Annotated in this window: 17 protein-coding genes, 1 tRNA gene and 2 pseudogenes; 5 read left to right on the forward strand and 15 right to left on the reverse strand. The window is 72.0% G+C overall.

Going from position 1 to position 18,511, the window contains the following annotated elements; translation table 11 throughout:
- Positions 1–83: 83 nt before the first annotated feature.
- The 3 genes from AC5WRT_RS19335 to AC5WRT_RS19345 form a co-directional block, all read right to left on the reverse strand.
- The gene (locus AC5WRT_RS19335; RefSeq protein WP_496094935.1) at positions 84–689 is read right to left on the reverse strand and encodes a lytic polysaccharide monooxygenase auxiliary activity family 9 protein; all 606 of its coding nucleotides are present in this window, start codon (positions 687–689) and stop codon (positions 84–86) included.
- 140 nt (positions 690–829) lie between these two features.
- On the reverse strand, positions 830–1,969 hold the full coding sequence (locus tag AC5WRT_RS19340; protein WP_496100441.1) for an SPFH domain-containing protein: 1,140 nt from the start codon (positions 1,967–1,969) through the stop codon (positions 830–832).
- 90 nt (positions 1,970–2,059) lie between these two features.
- A complete protein-coding gene (locus AC5WRT_RS19345; protein WP_496100442.1) occupies positions 2,060–3,160 on the reverse strand; it encodes a peptidoglycan-binding protein in 1,101 nt (366 codons plus the stop codon).
- 187 nt (positions 3,161–3,347) lie between these two features.
- Between AC5WRT_RS19345 and AC5WRT_RS19350 the strand changes: the two genes are divergently transcribed.
- The 4 genes from AC5WRT_RS19350 to glxA all read left to right on the forward strand — a co-directional run bounded on the left by AC5WRT_RS19350 (position 3,348) and on the right by glxA (position 8,488).
- Positions 3,348–3,421, forward strand: a tRNA-Lys gene (locus AC5WRT_RS19350).
- 107 nt (positions 3,422–3,528) lie between these two features.
- A complete protein-coding gene (locus AC5WRT_RS19355; protein WP_496094932.1) occupies positions 3,529–4,278 on the forward strand; it encodes a FadR/GntR family transcriptional regulator in 750 nt (249 codons plus the stop codon).
- A 314-nt stretch (positions 4,279–4,592) separates the two neighbouring features.
- Complete coding sequence (locus AC5WRT_RS19360; protein WP_496094931.1) at positions 4,593–6,557, forward strand: glycosyltransferase family 2 protein; 1,965 nt, start codon at positions 4,593–4,595, stop codon at positions 6,555–6,557.
- Complete coding sequence (gene glxA, locus AC5WRT_RS19365; RefSeq protein WP_496100443.1) at positions 6,554–8,488, forward strand: radical copper oxidase GlxA; 1,935 nt, start codon at positions 6,554–6,556, stop codon at positions 8,486–8,488. Before AC5WRT_RS19360 ends, glxA begins: the two co-directional genes overlap by 4 nt.
- Before the next feature lie 4 nt (positions 8,489–8,492).
- On the opposite strand, the gene AC5WRT_RS19370 is transcribed toward glxA, so the two are convergent.
- From AC5WRT_RS19370 to AC5WRT_RS19420, 11 genes and pseudogenes are all read right to left on the reverse strand, one after another.
- Entirely contained in the window at positions 8,493–9,515 is a 1,023-nt protein-coding gene (locus AC5WRT_RS19370; protein ID WP_496094929.1) for a glycoside hydrolase family 6 protein, read from the reverse strand.
- A 113-nt stretch (positions 9,516–9,628) separates the two neighbouring features.
- Positions 9,629–10,285: a class F sortase gene (locus AC5WRT_RS19375; protein ID WP_496094928.1), complete on the reverse strand. Its 657-nt coding sequence runs from the start codon at positions 10,283–10,285 to the stop codon at positions 9,629–9,631.
- Positions 10,286–10,294: 9 nt separating this feature from the next.
- Positions 10,295–10,861 (reverse strand): hypothetical protein, encoded by a 567-nt coding sequence (locus AC5WRT_RS19380; RefSeq protein ID WP_496094927.1) that lies wholly within the window; start codon positions 10,859–10,861, stop codon positions 10,295–10,297.
- A gap of 125 nt (positions 10,862–10,986) precedes the next feature.
- Positions 10,987–11,769 (reverse strand): HAD-IIA family hydrolase, encoded by a 783-nt coding sequence (locus AC5WRT_RS19385; RefSeq protein WP_496094926.1) that lies wholly within the window; start codon positions 11,767–11,769, stop codon positions 10,987–10,989.
- 124 nt (positions 11,770–11,893) lie between these two features.
- Positions 11,894–12,229: pseudogene (locus AC5WRT_RS19390) on the reverse strand (2-aminoethylphosphonate ABC transporter substrate-binding protein); the annotation flags it as partial.
- Positions 12,230–12,280: 51 nt separating this feature from the next.
- A pseudogene (locus AC5WRT_RS19395) lies at positions 12,281–12,558 on the reverse strand (ATP-binding cassette domain-containing protein); the annotation flags it as partial.
- A 1-nt stretch (position 12,559) separates the two neighbouring features.
- The gene (locus AC5WRT_RS19400) at positions 12,560–13,258 is read right to left on the reverse strand and encodes an HAD family hydrolase (protein ID WP_496100444.1); all 699 of its coding nucleotides are present in this window, start codon (positions 13,256–13,258) and stop codon (positions 12,560–12,562) included.
- Between the two features lie 7 nt (positions 13,259–13,265).
- Entirely contained in the window at positions 13,266–14,390 is a 1,125-nt protein-coding gene (locus tag AC5WRT_RS19405; protein ID WP_496094924.1) for a TIGR03364 family FAD-dependent oxidoreductase, read from the reverse strand.
- A 171-nt stretch (positions 14,391–14,561) separates the two neighbouring features.
- Positions 14,562–15,317: a GntR family transcriptional regulator gene (locus AC5WRT_RS19410; RefSeq protein WP_496094923.1), complete on the reverse strand. Its 756-nt coding sequence runs from the start codon at positions 15,315–15,317 to the stop codon at positions 14,562–14,564.
- A 46-nt stretch (positions 15,318–15,363) separates the two neighbouring features.
- The gene (locus tag AC5WRT_RS19415) at positions 15,364–16,218 is read right to left on the reverse strand and encodes a hypothetical protein (protein ID WP_496100445.1); all 855 of its coding nucleotides are present in this window, start codon (positions 16,216–16,218) and stop codon (positions 15,364–15,366) included.
- Positions 16,219–16,311: 93 nt separating this feature from the next.
- Positions 16,312–16,683, reverse strand: a complete 372-nt coding sequence (locus AC5WRT_RS19420) for a hypothetical protein (protein ID WP_496094921.1) — start codon at positions 16,681–16,683, stop codon at positions 16,312–16,314.
- 133 nt (positions 16,684–16,816) lie between these two features.
- Between AC5WRT_RS19420 and AC5WRT_RS19425 the strand changes: the two genes are divergently transcribed.
- Positions 16,817–17,230, forward strand: a complete 414-nt coding sequence (locus tag AC5WRT_RS19425) for a VOC family protein (RefSeq protein WP_496094920.1) — start codon at positions 16,817–16,819, stop codon at positions 17,228–17,230.
- Between the two features lie 68 nt (positions 17,231–17,298).
- Here AC5WRT_RS19425 and AC5WRT_RS19430 read toward each other — a convergent pair whose 3' ends face one another.
- Positions 17,299–18,438 (reverse strand): ROK family transcriptional regulator, encoded by a 1,140-nt coding sequence (locus AC5WRT_RS19430; RefSeq protein WP_496100452.1) that lies wholly within the window; start codon positions 18,436–18,438, stop codon positions 17,299–17,301.
- Positions 18,439–18,511: the final 73 nt, after the last annotated feature.

Consider the following 18,511-nt stretch of genomic DNA (forward strand, 5'->3'; position numbering starts at 1 on the left):
CCGGCGTGGGGGGAAACGTACCCGGTGGCGGGGGCGGCGGCCCTCAAGGGAACCTCAGTTTCCGTGCTGTGGCGGAACGGTCCTCAGAAGGTGACGTCCGAACAGGCGTAGAACGCGTTGCCGGTGTCGGCGATCGTCCACACCGCGAGGATGACGTGGTGCCCGCTCAGCCCGCTCGGCAGGGTGCCGCTGTGGCTGAGGGTGGCCGGCGGGCGCCGGCCGTTGTACGGGACCGTGAGGAACGGGGTGAGGTCGAGGTCCGAGCGGGACAGGGGGTGGTTCTGGTCCCAGCCCTGCCTGGTGACGTAGTACTCGAAGTCCGTCGTGGCGTGCATGGCGGTGAACCGCCAGCGGAACGTGTACGTCTGACCGCCCGCCACCTCGGTGGTGGGCCACGCCCCGCCGGACGGTGTGGTCGGCGAGCTGAGCCGGGCGAACCGGCTCAGGCCGCCGTTGCACACCTGGCCGTCGGCGGGCCCCCCGGCCGGGAAGCCCTTGGGGCCCTCGACGCTCTGCGGCTCGTACTGGATGTCGCCGCAGCCCGTCACCGTGCCGTCGGCGCAGAGGCTCTGCCTGCTGACGGGGAGGTCGGTGTAGCCGTGCCCGCTGGCGCCGCCGGTGGAGAGCGCGAACGCTCCGGCGGTCACCACGCCCAGCACGACCGCGGACAGCTTGGTCCTCGTGTGCATACTGCCGCTCCTGGAGAACGTGGGGAGTTCGGTGAGCCGTGCAGGTGCGTAGGTCCAGACCAAGTGTCAGACTATTGCCAGCGTCTTGAGCATGTCCACACCAATCACGGGGCGGGGCTGCGGCGGCCCCGCCCCGCCGCTCACGACGGCTCCCCGCGCCCGGAACAGAACGCGACCGTCAGGTCCCGCACCAGCGCCTTGCGCTCGTAGTCGTCGAGCTCGACCAGGCCGCGCACGGCCAGCCGGGTCACCGTGTCCTCCACCGCGTCCACCACCGAGCTGAGCATGCCGGCCCGCTGCCGGGCGTCCAGCCGGGCGATCCGGCCCCGGCGCATCGCGGCCGCCACCTCCGGGGCGTACTCCGCCCGCACCGGATGCACCGAGAACACGTCCAGGCCGGCCGGCGCGGCCTCCTCCGCCACCAGCCCGGTCAGCGCGTCGCCCGCCACCGTCGCGACGCCCTCGGCACCGGCCGTCGGCTCCACCGGCACGCGGGCCAGCGCCGCCTCCACGCACGCGCGCAGATATCCCTCGTGGTCGTCGACGCCGAGCAGGGCCCGCGCGGTGTCCCGCACCTGCCACGCCACCAGCACGACCACCTGCAGCGGCATCCCGTCGGGATCCGCCGCCGGCATCGGCTCGCTGCGCCAGTGCCGCGGCCGCACATCGGCCGGGCGCCGCTGCAGCAGCGGGTTCACCCAGAACAGCCCGGTGCGCCGTACCGTCCCCCGGTAGCCGCCGAACAGGCCGAGCACCCAGGCCCGCCCGGTCCGCCCCCGGCCCAGCCCGCCGAAGCCGAACATGCCGAGCACCCAGGCGCCGGCGTATGCCGCCCACTGCACCGGACCGAGCCCCGCGACCGGGGACGCGGGCACCCGCAGCGTCCGCACGACGGCCGGCGGCAGCACTCCGGCCCACCAGGAGATCGCCAGGCCGGCGGCGATCCCGCACAACCCGACCAGCAGCCCGGCCGCCCCGGGCAGCACCCGCGCCGGGCGTTCCACCAGTTGCGGGTCGGCCTGGGGCAGCGGCCGGCGGCGCCCCGGTTCCGGGGATTCCACCCGCGGCTGCTCGCCGGTTCCCTCACGGCAGGCCACCACGGCGGCCTTGAGCGGCACCGTCGCCGGATCCGCCGGGTCGGGGCCGTCGCGGTAGAGCAGATGGACAGGGATCTCGGTGGTGTCGTGGTGGATCAGCCGGGCCGTGCGCCCGCCGTCGTCCACGGCGTCCTCCGGGTGCCCTTCGGATTCGGGCGGTGTGTGTGACGTGGTCGTCGTCATGTGTGCCTCCAGCCTCCGCGCCAGATGCGCCGTTAACAGGATTGGGATGTGGGTGTGTCGGATGCAGGGGAGCGGTCACCGCGGATGCGGTCACAGACCGGCACCCCGGTCAGGGGTCGTCTCCAGGAAAAGCCGGCGCCAGGTCTCCGGCCCCGGGATGCCGTCCGCCGCGCCGCCCCGCCAGCCCTGGGCGCGCTGGAAGGCCTCCACCGCGCGCCGGTCCGCGTCGCCCCAGCGCGGGCCGGGGCCGGTGGCGTAGAACCCGCCGAACCCCTTCTCCACCAGTCGCCGGCCCAGCTGCGCGACGTAGGCGTTCTCCGCGCCCGGACGGAAGAGGTGGCGGCCCGGGTAACCGAGCACGCCGTGCGAGGAGGGCACCCCCTGCGCGCCGAACGCACCGGGCAGGTCCGTGCCCACCGCACCGGTGCCGGCCGTGTCCGGTACCGCGTCCTTGCTCGTGCCGGTGCTCAGGCCCTTGTAGCGGTAGGGGACGTATTTGTCGGCGTTGCTCCAGTAGGGATAGGGGGTGGGCCGACTGCGGGCGTGCGGGGGCGTCTGCTCGTAGACCTTGTAGGAGGTGTGCGCGGAGTCCGTCCAGCCGCCGAAGATCACCACGTGGGAGCCTTTCTCGGGATTGTCCGGGTTGTGGTACAGCAGGATGTCGCCGGGCTCCAGTTCCTCCTTGGTGATCCTCACGCCGAACTCGCCGAGGCTGCCCGTCCACTCGTTGCCCGGCAGGCCCCAGGCCATGGAGACGTAGCCCGAGCAGTCCTGCCGGTAGCCGTCGGACCAGTAGTCGTTCATGCTGTACGGCACCTTGGCCGCCACCCAGATCTTGGCCCGCTCGATGATCTTGGCCCGGGTGGTGGCGGGGATCGGGACGCTGCCGGGCCCCTCCGGTGCGCCCTTGGGGCCGTGCAGCGGGCCCTTGGCACCCTGCGGGGTCGCGGGGTCGCCGTCACCGGGGACGTGCGGGCGCTGCTCGGCGGGGCGGCCGGCGGGGGCCGCGGCGACGGGGGCGGCCGCACCGAGGACCGCGGACGCGGTGGCCACCGCGACGATTCCGCAGGCCGCGGCAGGGCCGCCGAGCCGGCCTGCCGACGGGCGCGGGCGCACCCGCCGCCCCTGGACACAGCCGGGGCAGTCACAGTCGGCGGCGGGGTGGAACTCCTCGAACACCGGGGCCGTCATGCGATCCGCCTCACATTCGGTGGTGATTTGTCCGCTGATGTGCACGTTGATCAGTTTCTCAACTGGCCACGGCGCCGCCACTTTGACGGTCCGAATGATGTACAGCCCTCCTCCCGACCATCGCCTGATCACCCCGGGGTGGTCACAGGCACCCCCGAAGGTCGGGTAGAGTTCTCTTCGTCAGCAGGCGCCGCTAGCTCAGTTGGTTAGAGCAGCTGACTCTTAATCAGCGGGTCCGGGGTTCGAGTCCCTGGCGGCGCACCGACCGAATGGCCCCTCGCAAAAGCGGGGGGCCATTCGCATGGCCGGAGCTCACCCCCGCCCGGAACCGAGCCCTCCCCCCCCGTCGGGCCGGATACCCTCTCGCCATGGCGGGCCGGGACCTTCAGGAGCGGATCAAGGAGCTGATCGTCGACCGACGGCTGCCCTCGGGCGCCCCGCTGCCGACCGAGCCCGAGCCGACGGAGTACCTCGGCGCGAGCCGGAACTCCGTGCGCGAGGCCCTGAAGGCGCTCCAGGCGATGGGGATCGTCGAGATCCGGCACGGGTTCGGGACGTACGTCGGCTCGATGTCGCTCGCACCCATGACCGAGGGTCTGGCCTTCCCCACGGTCGCCGGGCACTACCGGGGCGAGGACTCCCTGCTGCAGCTGCTGGAGCTGCGCGAGGCCATGGAGACCGGGCTGGTGGCGCGGCCGGCCGGACGTCTGCCCGCGGCGGACCCCGGTGAGCTGGACGCCCTCGTGGACCGTATGGAACAGGAGGCCGCCGAGGGAGCGGGCCTCGCCGAGACCGACCGCGCCTTCCACGCCACCCTTTGCCGGGGGCTGGACAACGTGCTGCTGAGCGAGGTGCTGGAGGCGTTCTGGGACGCCTTCCACCGCGTACAGCGGGATCTCGTGGACGTGCCGCAGGACCCCAGGGTCACCTGCCGGCAGCACCGGGAGATCCTGGACGCGGTCCGGTCCGGCGACTCGATGCGGGCGGAGGAGGCCGTAAGGGATCACTTCGGCGACATCCGTGTCCGCCTCTCCACCACCGGCGCACCCCGGCCGCCCGGGATCACCGGCGCACCCCCGCCTCCCGAGCCCCACGCGCGCCACAATGAACGGGTTTGACCGGTAAACACCGCGTTTCGCGTCTTGCGATCATGCCGGACGCCGTAGACCCTGGATGTCCAAGCTGCCGTGCTATGACGGCAGTTGGGGGGAAGCAACCGGTTGGAGACGGCGGGGAGGGGGCCTCGCTCAGCAAACGATGCCGAGGGGGGCATCAGGCAACCGGAAGGTCGCCGTCCCGTGTCCACGAGGTGGGGATGACGTGGGGACTGCGCAGCACCGCTGATTCCGCACGCGCGGGCACAAGGGGAAGCCGGCCGGGCGGAAGGGAACCGACGAAACACGCGGTGACCCGCGTGTGGGGGGAATGACTCATGACGTCGACGCCGTCGGGCGCCGAACACAGCCACGTTCACGAAGATCCGTCACAGACCACACCGCTGAGGGTGATCGGCCACCGGACGGGCCAGTTCCGCCGGATCAGAAAGAGCCTGCCGAGATACGACTACGAGCACTACAGCCGGCTCGCCGGCCCCCTCACCCAGCCCGACCCGGCCCAGCCGTACACGGTGCGGTACCGGTCGCTGCTCTCGCAGGAGCCGCACCGCGTGCGCGCCGCGCTCATGCTGGGCGCGGCCCCCGTGCTCTCCCTGGTGCTGCTGTTCTGGCTGCTCCAGCCCGAGCACTGGACCGAACGGGACCATCCCGCCTACGGCTTCCTGCCGGCCCTCGACGTCGTCATGCTCGTCTCGATCGGCCTGATCGAGTTCTTCCGCTGCATCAACGTCCTGTCCAACGCGCACGCCACGCTCGTCGCCCGCGACCCGGTCCCGGTGGTCCCCGAGACCGGCACGAAAGTCGCCTTCCTCACCACCTACGTGCCCGGCAAGGAACCGCTGGAGATGGTGACGAAGACCCTTCGGGCGGCGGTGAGGCTGCGCCACCGGGGCCTGCTGCACATATGGCTGCTCGACGAGGGCGACGACCCGGCCGTCAGGGAGGTCTGCGCCCGGCTCGGCGTGCACCACTTCACCCGCAAGGGCGTCGCGAAGTGGAACCAGTCCAAGGGGCCGCACCGCGCGAAGACGAAGCACGGCAACTACAACGCCTGGCTGGAGGCGCACGGCGACGACTACGACTTCTTCGCCTCCGTCGACACCGACCACGTGCCGCTGCCCAACTACCTCGAGCGGATGCTCGGTTACTTCCGTGACCCCGACGTCGGCTTCGTCATCGGCCCACAGGTCTACGGCAACTACGACACGTTCGTCACCAAGGCCGCCGAGTCCCAGCAGTTCCTCTTCCACGCCCTGATCCAGCGCGCCGGAAACCGCTACGGCGCCCCGATGTTCGTCGGCACCTCCAACGCCGTGCGCATCAGGGCGATCAAGCAGATCGGCGGGCTGTACGACTCCATCACCGAGGACATGGCGACGGGCTTCGAGATGCACCGCGCCAAGAACCCGGCCACGGGACGGAGGTGGAAGTCGGTCTACACCCCGGACGTGCTCGCCGTCGGCGAGGGCCCGGCCGCCTGGACGGACTTCTTCACCCAGCAGCTGCGCTGGTCCCGGGGCACCTACGAGACGATCCTCAAGCAGTACGGGAAGGGCCTGTTCACGCTGGGGCCGGGCAAGCTCTTCAACTACACGATGATGATCGTCTTCTATCCGATGTCCGCCCTCAACTGGATCCTGGCGGCGTTGAGTTGCGCGCTGTTCCTGGGCCTGGGCGCCTCGGGCGTGAACATCGACCCGACCGTGTGGCTGATGCTGTACGGCAACGCCTCCGCCCTCCAGATCGGCCTGTACGTCTGGAACCGGCGGCACAACGTCTCCCCGCACGAGCCGGAGGGCTCCGGCGGTGTCGCGGGCATGGTGATGTCCGCGCTGTCCGCTCCGATCTACGCACGCTCCCTGATGGACGCCGTACTGCGCCGCAGGAGCACGTTCGTGGTGACGCCCAAGGGCGAGTCGGCGAGCCCCGACACGCTGTTCGGGACGTTCCGGGTCCACTGGTTCTTCGTCCTGGTCTTCGGCGGCTCGCTCGCCGCCGGCCTCGTGCTCGGGCACGCCCACCCCGCGATGATCACCTGGGCCTCGCTGGCCCTGCTGATCACCGCCTCGCCGATCTGCGCCTGGCGGTACACGCTGTGGCAGGAGCGGAAGCAGCCGGCGACGGCGGTCGCCGAACCGCAGGACGCGGTGCCCGCGGCGCACCCGGCCCATCCTCCGCTCCAGCGGCCCACCTGGGTGGCCGGCGCGGACGGGGAGCGGGGCCGGGAGAACGAGCAGACCGTGCAGATCGCACTTGGCGGACTTGGGGGACGTAAGGAATGAAGGACCAGGCCGGCCGCCGTCGCGCCCGCAGGCTCGCGATCGGTACGGCGGTGGTACTCGCGCTGGCCGGGATGAACGGGCCGTGGGTCTATCGCTTGGGCACCGCGCAGTACCACCAGTACAAGATCAACAAACCCGAGTACAAGGCCGAGAACGGCCACTGGGACATCATCGAGTTCCCTCCGCAGTACCGCCAGGACACCATCCACGCGGCGCTCCTGCACACCGGCAAGGTGCTGCTCGTCGCCGGCTCGGGCAACAACCAGGACAACTTCGACAAGAAGAAGTTCGACACCCGGATCTGGGACCCGGTCAAGGGCACGATCAAGAAGATTCCCACGCCCAACGACCTGTTCTGCACCGGCCACACCCAGCTCGCCGACGGCAACCTGCTCATCGCGGGCGGCACCAAGCGGTACGAGAAGCTCAAGGGCGACGTCAAGAAGGCCGGCGGCGTCATGATCCTCTACAACGAGAACCCGGACAAGCCGATCACACTGCCCGCGGGCACCAGGTTCACCGGCAGGCAGAACGGCAAGACGTTCGTCTCCCAGGACCCCGTGCTGGTCCCGCGTGCCACGAAGGTCTTCGACGGGACCGGCAAGTGGCTGCGGAACAACCCCGGTTACGGCCGGGTCTACGTCGAGGCGCAGAAGGAGGGAACCGCGTACGAGACCGGTACCCAGGACAACTACCGCATCCAGGGTCTGACCGGCGCCGACGCGCGCAACACCTACGGCATCGCGCAGAAACTGGCCCTCGACAAGAAGGACTTCGAGGGAATCAAGGACGCCTACGAGTTCGATCCGGTCGCCGAGCGGTACATCAAGGTCGACCCGATGAACGAGGCCCGCTGGTACCCGACGCTCACCACACTGTCCGACGGAAAGATCCTCAGCGTCTCCGGTCTGGACGACATCGGCCAGCTGGTGCCGGGCAAGAACGAGATCTTCGACCCCAGGACCAAGAAGTGGAGGTACACGAAGAAGATCCGGCAGTTCCCGACGTATCCGGCGCTGTTCCTGATGCAGAACGGGAAGATCTTCTACTCGGGTTCGAACGCGGGGTACGGGCCCGACGACATCGGCCGTGACCCGGGCATCTGGGACGTCGACACCAACCGGTTCACCGAGCTGCCCGGGCTCAGCGACCCGAAGATGATGGAGACCTCGGGGACCGTGCTGCTGCCTCCGGCGCAGGACGAGAAGTTCATGGTGATCGGCGGCGGCGGTGTCGGCGAGTCGAAGCTGTCCAGCAAGAGGACGCGGCTGATCGACCTGAAGGCGAAGAACCCGCACTTCGTGGACGGGCCCGAACTGGAGGAGGGCACGCGGTACCCGCAGTCCTCGATCCTGCCCGACGACACCGTGCTGGTCTCCGGCGGCTCGGAGGACTACCGGGGGCGCAGCGACTCCAACATCCTGCAGGCGCGGGTGTACCACCCGGACAGCAACAGCTTCACCCGGGTCGCGGATCCGCTGGTCGGGCGGAACTACCACTCCGGGTCGATCCTGCTGCCGGACGGGCGGGTGATGTTCTTCGGATCCGACTCGCTGTACGGGGACGAGGCGAACACCAACCCGGGGAAGTTCGAGCAGCGGATCGAGATCTACACCCCGCCCTATCTCTACCGAGGGCCCCGGCCGTCGCTCGGCAACGGTCCGCGGACGATCGCCCGCGGCGCTTCGGGGACGTTCACCTCGGAGCACGCGGCCGGCATCAGGAAGGTGCGGCTGATCCGGCCGAGCGCGTCCACGCATGTGACGGATGTGGACCAGCGGTCGATCGCGCTGGATTTCAAGACGTCCGGGAACAGGATCACGGTGACGGTCCCGAACAACCGGAACCTGGTCACCTCCGGGTGGTACATGCTGTTCGTGGACGACGACCAGGGGACGCCCAGCACCGCGCAGTGGGTGAGGGTGCCGTAGCGGATCACTTGCTGTTCTCGGCGAGGGCGAGTGCGTAACTCGCCCACCACTGCCCCGCCTTCGGTCCCCCCCTGCACGTGCCGTCCGACTCCCCCGGGCGCTTGACCCACAGGTAGGCGTCCACCAGAGGGTCGGCCGTCTTCGTCGTCGGGGGTTCGCCCAGGGCCCGGCCCGGCGGGTTGCACCAGCGCTGGGCCGGGTCGCCCCGGGTGTAGGGGCCGTTGCCGTTGCGGCTGGTGTCGACGACGAAGTGCTTGCCGCCCACCTTCGTCGAGAGCTGCTTGCCGTAGGCGATGGAGTCCTGGGTGGAGTAGAAGTTGGAGACGTTGACGGAGAAGCCGTCGGCCTGGTCGATGCCTGCCTGCTTCAGGGGCTGGAAGATCTGGTCGGGGTGGCCCCAGCCGGCGTTGCCCGCGTCCAGGTAGACCTTGGTGCTCTTCAGGGACTTGAGCCTGGCGACCGCACCCTTGAGCAGGTCGTAGCGCTCCTCGTGGAACTGGGCCGGGGTACAGCCGTCCACGAGGTGCAGGACGGCGTCCGGCTCCAGGATCACGATGGCGGAGCGGTCCTCGATACCCCGGGCCACGGCGTCGATCCAGGCGCGGTAGGCGTTGCCGTCGGCCGCCCCGCCCTGGGAGTACTGGCCGCAGTCGCGGTGCGGGATGTCGTAGAGGACGAGCAGGGCCGTGCGGTCGGAGTGCTCGGCGGCCTCGGTGAAGCCGCGGGCCTCCTGTTCCGGGTTCTCCGGGCCGATCCACTCCCCCACCGGCTGCTCGGCGATCTTCCGGATCTGCGCGGCCTCGGTCTTCCTGCCGGACTTCTCGTAGGCGGCGAGCCGACGAGCCGCGGTGCCGTCCGGGTCGACCCAGAACGGGTCGGCGGCCTTGGACTGTTGGGTGATCCGGGCCCCCGTGTCCCGGTTCCCGTTCCCGCTTCCCGAAGAGCATCCGGCGAGCAGCAGTGCCGCCCCCAGCACCACCGCCGCCGACGCCCGCGCGGACGCACGGGCCCCCCTGCTGTCGTACATGCGATTCCCCCCTGGGCGCACCGGTCCGGGTGTCCAATCGTGGCATATCCGGCGGTCCGTCACGAGGTCGCGAGGGGGCGCGGCGGGGCGTGCGGGACGGGGGGTTACGGCGGTCAGCCGGTGGTTCCGGTGAGGTAGGCGGAGACCACGACGTTGGCGGTGTAGTGGTGTGCGGTGCGGTCGAAGGTGCCGCCACAGGTGATCAGGCGGAGTTCGGCGCGGCCGGGGTGGTGGGGGGCGTAGGCCTGGCGGGCGTCGAAGCCGGCGCGGGGCAGGACGCGGACGTCGTCGATGGTGAACCGGGCGACCTTGCCGTCCGAGCGGACCACGCGGACCGTCTCGCCGGGCTTGAGGGTGCTGAGCTTGTAGAAGACCGCGGGCCGGGTCTCGGTGTCGACGTGCCCGACCAGGAGCGCCGCGCCGCGGGCGCCGGGCGCGGTGCCGGCGCCGTACCAGCCGACCACGGCCGGCTGGTCGAAGGGGGGCGGGTCGATGGCGCCCTGGGCGTCCAGTCCGCGGCTCACCACCGGTGCCTGCACGCCCAGTTGGGGGATGTCGAGCCGCTCGGGCAGCGCGTCGCCGAGCGGTTTGGCCGGGCTGGGCAGCCGGGGTGCGGCGGCGAACAGGCCGCCGGTGGAGGCGCCGTCCGTGGTGTGCGGTACGCCGGACACCCCGCGCCCCCACAGCCACAGCCCGAACAGCAGCAGCGCCCAGGTCAGGCCGGTGCCGAGCCGCCCGGTGCCGGTGGTGTGCCCGCGGTCGTCGGACATGGGCGGCGATCAGCGCGGGCCGCGGCCGGCGCGGGCGCGCAGTCCGACGGCGAGGGCCGCGAGTCCGGCGAGGGCCAGGCCGGTCACCGTCTGTACGGTGTCGGGGCCGGACTCGGTGGTGGCCACCGTCGCGAAGTGCGCGGTGCCGCCACCGCCCGCGGGGACGGGGGCGACGGGCGAGGGGACGACGGCGGGCTCACGTCCCGGCAGTGTGAACGGCCCGGCGCCCTGGCCGTTCGCCGTCCCCCGGCCGACGACGGTGATGCGTCCGGTGATCACGTAGTCGGCGCAGGTCACCCTCACGTCGTAGGCGCCCGGCTGCAGCGAGGTGCGGACGCGGGTCTCCCCGGACAGGGTGTCCTGGCCGCCGGTCAGCCGGGCGTCGGAGACGAAGGCGTTCGAGACGGCGGCGCCCTGGGACCCGGGGCAGCCGTGGACCCGGACCGACACGTCGGTGCCGGGCGCCGGGGAGGCGGGGGTCACGGAGACCGAACCCGCGTCGGCGGCCTGGGCCGCCGGGGCGAACGCGGTGGCGGCCAGGATTCCGGTACAGAGAGTGAGGCGTAGTGAGCCCATCGTGAACCTCCAGATACCAGGAGGCTCCCCCGCGCCGGGCGCCCCCGCATCCTGCGGGGGCGCCACATTGCTCCGAACGGGTGGATCAGGGCTTCGACCCCGCAGGCCAGGCCCGTTTCCCGCGGTCAGACGACCAGGTCGACCAGGTCCGCGATCGAGTCGACGACCTGGGAGGGCCGGAAGGGATAGCGGTCGACCCGGTCGGGCTGGGTGACGCCGGACAGCACCAGGAAGGTGCGCATGCCGGCCTCCAGGCCCGCGAGGACGTCGGTGTCCATGCGGTCGCCGATCATCGCGGAGGTCTCGGAGTGGGCGCCGATGGCGTTGAGCCCGGCCCGCATCATCAGCGGGTTCGGCTTGCCGACGAAATACGGCTTCTTGCCGGTCGCGGCGGTGATCAGGGCGGCGACCGAGCCGGTGGCGGGCAGGTCGCCCTCGGTGGAGGGGCCGACGTTGTCCGGGTTGGTGGCGATGAACCGGGCGCCGTCGTTGATCAGCCGTACGGCCTTGGTCAGGGCCTCGAAGGAGTACGTGCGGGTCTCGCCGAGGATCACGAAGTCGGGGTCGTGGTCGGTGAGGATGTAACCGATGTCGTGCAGCGCCGTGGTCAGGCCGGCCTCGCCGATGACGTAGGCGGTGCCGCCGGGCCGCTGGTCGTCCAGGAACTGGGCGGTGGCCAGCGCCGAGGTCCAGATGTTCTCCACCGGCACCTCCAGGCCCATGCGGTTCAGGCGGGCGTGCAGGTCGCGGGCGGTGTAGATGGAGTTGTTGGTCAGCACGAGGAAGGGACGGCCGGACTCCCGCAGCTTCTTCAGGAAGGCGTCGGCTCCCGGGATCGGAACGCCCTCGTGGATCAGGACACCGTCCATGTCGGTGAGCCACGACTCGATCGGCTTGCGGTCTGCCATGTGTGCGTCTCCTGGCGTGCGTGCGGTCAAGAAAGGCGGGGGCGCCGGAACCACGGCGTACCGACGCCCCCAGCCTAGTCAGCACGGCCTGATCCTGACCCCGGCGTTTCGCCAGTCGGTCGGCTCAGCTCCCGGTGGCCGACTTCCAGGCGTCGACGTACGACGTGATGTTCTCGTCGATGTCGTTCCAGTCGGGCTGGAAGACCTCCACGCCGTCCATCAGCGCGGCGAGCGCCACGGCGTTGGCGTCGGTGGCCTTGACGTCCTGACGGGCGGCGAAGCCGCCGCCGATCTCGCCGGCCTCCTGCTGCTGCTTTCGCGCGAGCACGAAGTCGAGCAGTTTCCTGCCGTTCTCGCCGTGCGGGGCCCTGGTGACGAGCAGCTCGCCCTTGTCCACCTTGGGCGCGAGCTTCCCGGTGGAGGCGGACGGGCCGACGTTGTTGGCCCGGAGTTCCTTCAGGTCGGCGGCGCCGCCCCCGCCGACCTGGCCGGCGTCCTTCGGGCCGTACTTCTCGGCCACCCGCATGTGCGGGAGGAGCGCGTAGCTCTGGACGACCGTTCCGATGCCGCGCCGGTACGGCGGCAGGTCCGTCACGTCCCGGCCGCCGAGGAGCACCCGCCCGGAAACGGGCCGTACGAACCCGGCGACCGCCCGCAGCGCGGTGGTCTCGCCGGAGCCGGACGGCCCGAGCAGCGCCATGACTCGCCGGGCCCGACGGTCAGGTCGAACGAGTCGAGGACGACGTTTCCGTCGTGGGCGACGGTGACGGAGTCGAAGCGGATGCCCATCTCACCTGTCTCCCGACAGCAGCGCGGGCAGGTCGACGACGGAGTCGAGGACGTGCGTGGCCCCGGCGGTGCGCAACCGCTCGTCGCCGTGGGCTCCGGTGCGCACCCCGGCGACCAGCCCGGCCCCCGCCCGTACGCCGCTGAGCACGTCGTAGGAGGTGTCCCCGACGACGGCGACCTGCCGTACGTCGTCGGCGGCCTTGGTGCGCACGAACGCCTCCAGGACCATGTCCGGGTACGGCCGCCCGCGCCCGCCGGCGTCGGCCGGGCACAGGGTGAGCGGGACGAGGTCCCGCCAGCCGAGGGCGTTCAGGACGGCGTCCTGGGTGACCCGGGCGAAGCCGGTGGTCAGGACGACGGTGCGGCCGCTGCCGGCCAGTTCCTCGATGGCCTCACGGGCGCCGGGGACCGGGGCGATCAACCCGGCGTCGACGAGGTCGCCGTACGCCTTCTCGAAGGCGGTGTTGGCGCGCCGGGCGCGGTCCTCGTCGCCGAACAGGTGCCGGAAGACCGAGATCTTGGACTCGCCCATGGTGGCGCGGACGTGGGCGAGGTGCTCGGCGTGCCGGGCCGAGCCGGGCTCGACGCCCAGTTCGCGGGCCGCCGTCCCGAAGGCGCGCTCGACCAGGCCGCCGTCGGCGACGGTCGTGCCGGCCATGTCCAGGACGACGAGTCCGATGTCGGTGGTGACGGGTGTCATGGGGTGCTCACCAGCCCAGTTCGTTCGCGGTGGTCTCGGCTATGGCGGGGGCGCAGGTCATGCCGCGCCCGCCGGGCCCGGTGACCAGCCACACCTCCTCGCTCACCTGTTGGCGGTGCACCATCCGGCCGGGGTCGGTGCACTGCGCGTACACGCCCGCCCAGCGGTGCCGGATGCGCGGCAGCGGCCGGCCGAGCAGGGACTCCACGACGCCGGTGAGGTGCTCGTACGGCTCCTCGACGGTGTCGAAGGCGAAGGGATGCTCGTATTCGTGGGTGTCGCCGATGGTCAGTCCGCCGTCGGCGCGCTGCACCATGAGCAGCTGCATCCTGTGCGTGGCCGCGGTCTCGGGCTGCGGCTGCCGCGCGTTGAGCTCGTCCAGCGCCGGGGAGGCGTAGGCCGGGTAGTAGCGGAAGCTGTCGGCGTCGGCGACGGAGGTCGGCAGCGGCTCGCCCAGCGGGTCGGTCTGCATCATCTGCAGCCGGACGCGGCGCACGGGCAGTCCGGGTCCGGCGAGTTCGCGGACCAGACCGCCGAGCCGGGCGCCGGTGCACAGCACGACCGCGTCGGCCCGGTGCACGTCGCCGTGGTCGTCGCGGACGGTTCCGGGACCGGTCACCTCGCGCACCTCACGGCCGGGCAGGAAGGTGTAGTTCGGTGACGTCAACAGCGCTGCACGCAGGGCGCGTTGGGCGGTGCGGGGCTCGACGGCCGCGTCCCGCTCGCAGTACAGGGCGGCGGTGAAGTCACCCCGCAGGGCGGGGTTGAGGGCGCGGGCCTCGCTCGGGCCGAGCAGCTTGTAGCCGCGGTCGGCGGCGTCCGCGCGGGCCACGGCGGCCTCGGCGACGGCGAGCTCCAGGGGACCCCGGACGGGGGTCAGGGAGCCGTTCGCCCGGAAGCCGAGCGCCGGTACCCGTGCGCCGATCCCTTCCCACAGCTCCCGCGCCCGCAGCGCGGTCCGCAGCTCTTGTCCGCCCGCGCGGCCGCTCACCCAGATCTGCCCGAAGTTGCGCAGCGAGGCGCCGCGCGCCTCGGGCTCGCGCTCGATCTGGACGACCTGGTGGCCGCGCCGTAGTGCGTGCCAGGCGTGCATGGTGCCCACCACGCCTGCTCCGACGACTGTCACTTTCACGGCGTCAACGCTCCTCGCGATCGGGCAACCGGGGACATCCGGCCGTCAACGAGAGCGTGAACGATCCATCGCGTTTGGGCTAGACCCGTTATCCGTTCGTAATATTCTCCTGATGGCCGGGTTACCGCTTCGGGAGGTTTCCCGGTGATTCTGCGCCTCGAGGTGGCGGGGTCATCCCTCGAGGTGGGTGGTGAAGGAGAACCTGTCTCCCCGGTACAGCGAGCGCACGCGCTCCAGGGGACGGCCCTCGGTGTCCCTCGAGACACGGTGGATCAGCAGCATGGGCAGGGCGGCCGGAGCGCCGACGAGCAGGGCCTCGCGGGGGGTGGCCAGCACGGTCTCGATGCGCTCGTCGGCGTCGCCGAAGGAGATGCCCCGGGCCGCGAGATAGCCGTAGAAGGAGGAGTCGGGGTCGAAGTCGGAGTCCAGCCGGGGCACCCGCGCGACGGCGACGTACGTGCTCTCCAGGCCGACCCGCTCCTCGTCGGCGAGCAGGACGCGCTCCAGGTGCCAGACGGGCTCGCCCCGGGTGAGCCCGGTTTCGGCGGCCAGGGCGTCCGGGCAGGGGAAGCGATCCAGGGTGACGAGGGAACGGCCGGGCGTACGGCCCTGCCGCCGCACCCCCTCGGTGTAGCTGGCGAGGGACAGCGGCTGGGCGAGCTTGGGCCCGGCGACGACGGTCCCGCGCCCCTTGCGCCGCAGCCGCCCCTCCAGCACCAGCTCCCGTACGGCCTGCCGCACGGTCTCCCGGGCGACGTCGTACCGCTCGGCGAGATCCCGTTCGGTGGGGATGACGCTGCCCTCCCCCAACTCCCCCAGCAGCGCGGCGATCCGCGCCTTCACCGCGTAGTACTTGGGGATGCGCCCGTGCTCGGGAACGCCGGAGCGGACGGGGTCGCCGGGGGCCTGGTCGTTCGGGTAGTCCACGCAGGGATCGTCGCAGACGGCACGGGTGGTGGCGTACACCCCCGGCTCAGCGGCGCCTGCGGGCCAGCAGCAGCGCCCCGCAGACCACGGCCAGGAGCGCCGCACCGGCCGCGAGCAGCCCGTGGGCGAGGCCGGGTCCGGTCTCGGCCAGCTCGCGGGCCCGCTCCGCGGCCGCCTGCGCGTCCGCGGCGAACGGCAGGGCGGGGCCGGGGGTGGAGGTGCCGTGATCGGTGCCGGGCGTGGGTTGCGGGGTGCCGGTAGGCCTCGGCCACTCGGTCCCCCCGCTCGCGTCCGGCTGCGGCGGCGGCGCGTCGCCGTACGGGCCGATCGTGAACCGGTAGGCGTTGGACTCGCCGACCCAGTCGCCGTCGTCGCCGCGGCGCTGGACGACGGCGGCGTTGACGGTGACCCCGTCGGACGGGGTGTCGGAGGGGAGCGCGAGCCTGAGCTTGACGCTGACGGTCTTGCCGGGGGGTACGGCGAAGCCCTCGAACCCGGCGCCGTCGAGCACACCGACCAGCTCCTGCTCGTCGGTGCTCTCGAACCTCACCGGCAGGGGTCGCGCGCCGTCGTAGAACTCCAGCTGGGGCTGGTCGGGGCGCAGCGCGTGCCGGTCGTCGACGACGACGATCACCGGGTGGACGCCGGTGCAGGTCTCGCCGGTGGTGTTGGTGAGGTCGAGGTACCAGGTGCCGTATCCGCCGCCCGCCTCGTAGGAGGGCGGGCCGCCGCGGATCCGGGCGGCCAGCGGGAAGGCCCCCGCGTCCGTGCCCGCGCACGCGGGGGGCGGGCCGGTGGACGCGTCGGCCGGCGCGGTGGTGACGACCACGACGACGGAGGCGGCCGCGGCGAGTCGGAGCGACGGGGACAGGGACCGGGGCAGGGGCGGGCACAGTCGCATGAACACATGAGCATGCCGGTCTGCCGGCGTGTCCCGGGCCGCCACTCCGATGGGGGCCGGGAAGTCCGCTCGATCAGCGGGGTCGGGCCGGGGTCAGCTCGTGACGGTCACGTCCACGGTGACCACGGTGTCCGGCTCGGAGGCGCAGACCATGGAGATGTGCGCCACGCCCGGCCGTGTGTTCCGCTCGATTCCGGCGACTCCGACCAGCAGGCCCTTCTCCGTCGGCTTGAGCCGGGTGGTCCGGATGGGGGTGCGTTCCGAGGTGTGCGCGCCGACCTGCTCTCCTTCGGCGTGGCCGCCCTTGCTGGGATCACTGCATCCCCTGAGCGTGAGGGAGACGGTCTGCCCGGGCTTCACCTTCGCGGGACTGACGGTGCCGGACGGGGAGGCGACGGCGGTGCCGGCGAGGGCGACGACGCCGACCCCGACGAGGGTGGCGGTGGCGATGCGGGAGTAGCGCATGCTCACTCCTCACCGCGCCGAGAGGCGCTTGATTCGGCTGATGCGCTTGGTTCTTTTGACGCGTTCTGATTCGCTCGGTGCTCTTGGTTCCATTGTGGGCACACGAACGGGCCTGTGTCGAAGGAGCGGACGGATGAAGATCGAGACGTCACAGAAGATCACCACGTTTCTGATGTTCGAGGGCGACGCCGAGGCGGCGATGACCTTCTACACCTCGCTCTTCGACGACGCCCGGATCGTCCACCTCACCCGCTACGGCGCCGACGGGCCCGGCGAGGAGGGGAGCGTGCAGCACGCGACGTTCTCGCTCGCCGGTCAGCAGTTCATGTGCATCGACAGCCCGGCGCGGCACGAGTTCACCTTCACCCCGGCGGTCTCGCTCTTCGTGCAGTGCGGGAACGAGGCCGAGATCGACCGCCTGCACGCCGCCCTCGCCGACGGGGGCACGGAACTCATGCCCCTGGGCGACTACGGCTTCAGCCTCAGGTTCGGCTGGGTCAACGACCGCTTCGGAGTGTCGTGGCAGCTCAACCTGCCGAAGGCGTGAACAGCACACACCGTGACCGCGGGCGGTCGCACCCGAGCGGTGCCGGTCGGCCGCGGCGCTGCGCACCGTCACGCGTCGCCCCGCCCGAACACCGGCGCCAACAGCAACTGCGCCGCACCCTCCGCCACCAGCCGCTCCCCGCGCGGTGCGCACCGCACCGGCACCGCACCGCCCGTGCCCTCCCGCCGGGCCCGGGCGTCGAGGACCTCCCCGACCCCCCGCACGAACACCTCCGGCTCCCCCGCGACGGTCCGCCCCCCGAGCAGCACGACGTCGATGTCCAGCAGGCCGACCAGATTCGCCGCCCCCACCCCGAGCACACGCGCCGCCTCCCCGGTCTCCCCGCGCCGTACCGCGCCCAGGCACAACGCCTCCACGCACCCCCGCTCCCCGCACTCGCACACCGGCCCGTCCAGCTGGACGACCTGGTGTCCGAACTCCCCCGCCCCGGTCCGCGCCCCACGGTGCACACGCCCTCCGATCACCAGCCCGGCGCCGAGCCCCGTGCCGAGGTGCAGATAGGCGAAGGACCCGCCCGCGCCCCCCTCACCGCCCACCGACAGCGCGAGCGCCGCGGCGTTGGTGTCCTTGTCCACGGCGACCGGCACCCCCAGCCGCTCGCCGAGCGCGTCCCGCAGCGGAAACCCCTCCCACTCGGGAAACCCGGTCACCCGGTGCAGCACGCCCCGCGCGTGATCGAGCGGCCCCGGCACCGCCACCCCCACCCCGAGCAGCGTCCCCGCGCCGGCGAGCCCCGCGCCGCCGCAGCGCAGGCCGTCCCGCACCACCGTCTCCACCGCGTCCCCGACCACCGCCGGTACGGCGTCCGCCCCGGCCCGCAGTCCCGGCTCGGCCCGCCGCTCCCCCACCACGGTCCCGTCGAGATCGACCAGCACCACCCGCAGCTCGTCCCGGTCCAGATGCACCCCCACCGCGTGCCCGGCCTCCGGCACCAACCGCAGCACGGTCCGCGGCTTGCCGCCGGTCGACGCGCGCCGCCCGGCCTGTGCCGCCAGCCCCTCCTCCCGCAGCCGCGCGATGATCTTGCTGACGGCCTGCGGGGTCAGCCCGGTGCGCTCGGCCAGTTCGAGCCGGCTGATCCCCCCGGCGCCGGCGTCCCGCAGCAACCCCAGCACCAGCGCGGCGTTGTGACTCCGTACCGCCCCGAGATTCGCCCCCGCGGGGCCCCCGGCCCCACCACTGCCCATCCCGGCCCCTGACCCGGTGCCCGCACTCGCCCTGTTCACGTCTCCATTCTCCCCACCACTTGCACTTTGGCAA

The organism is Streptomyces sp. NTD91 (genome assembly GCF_059510455.1).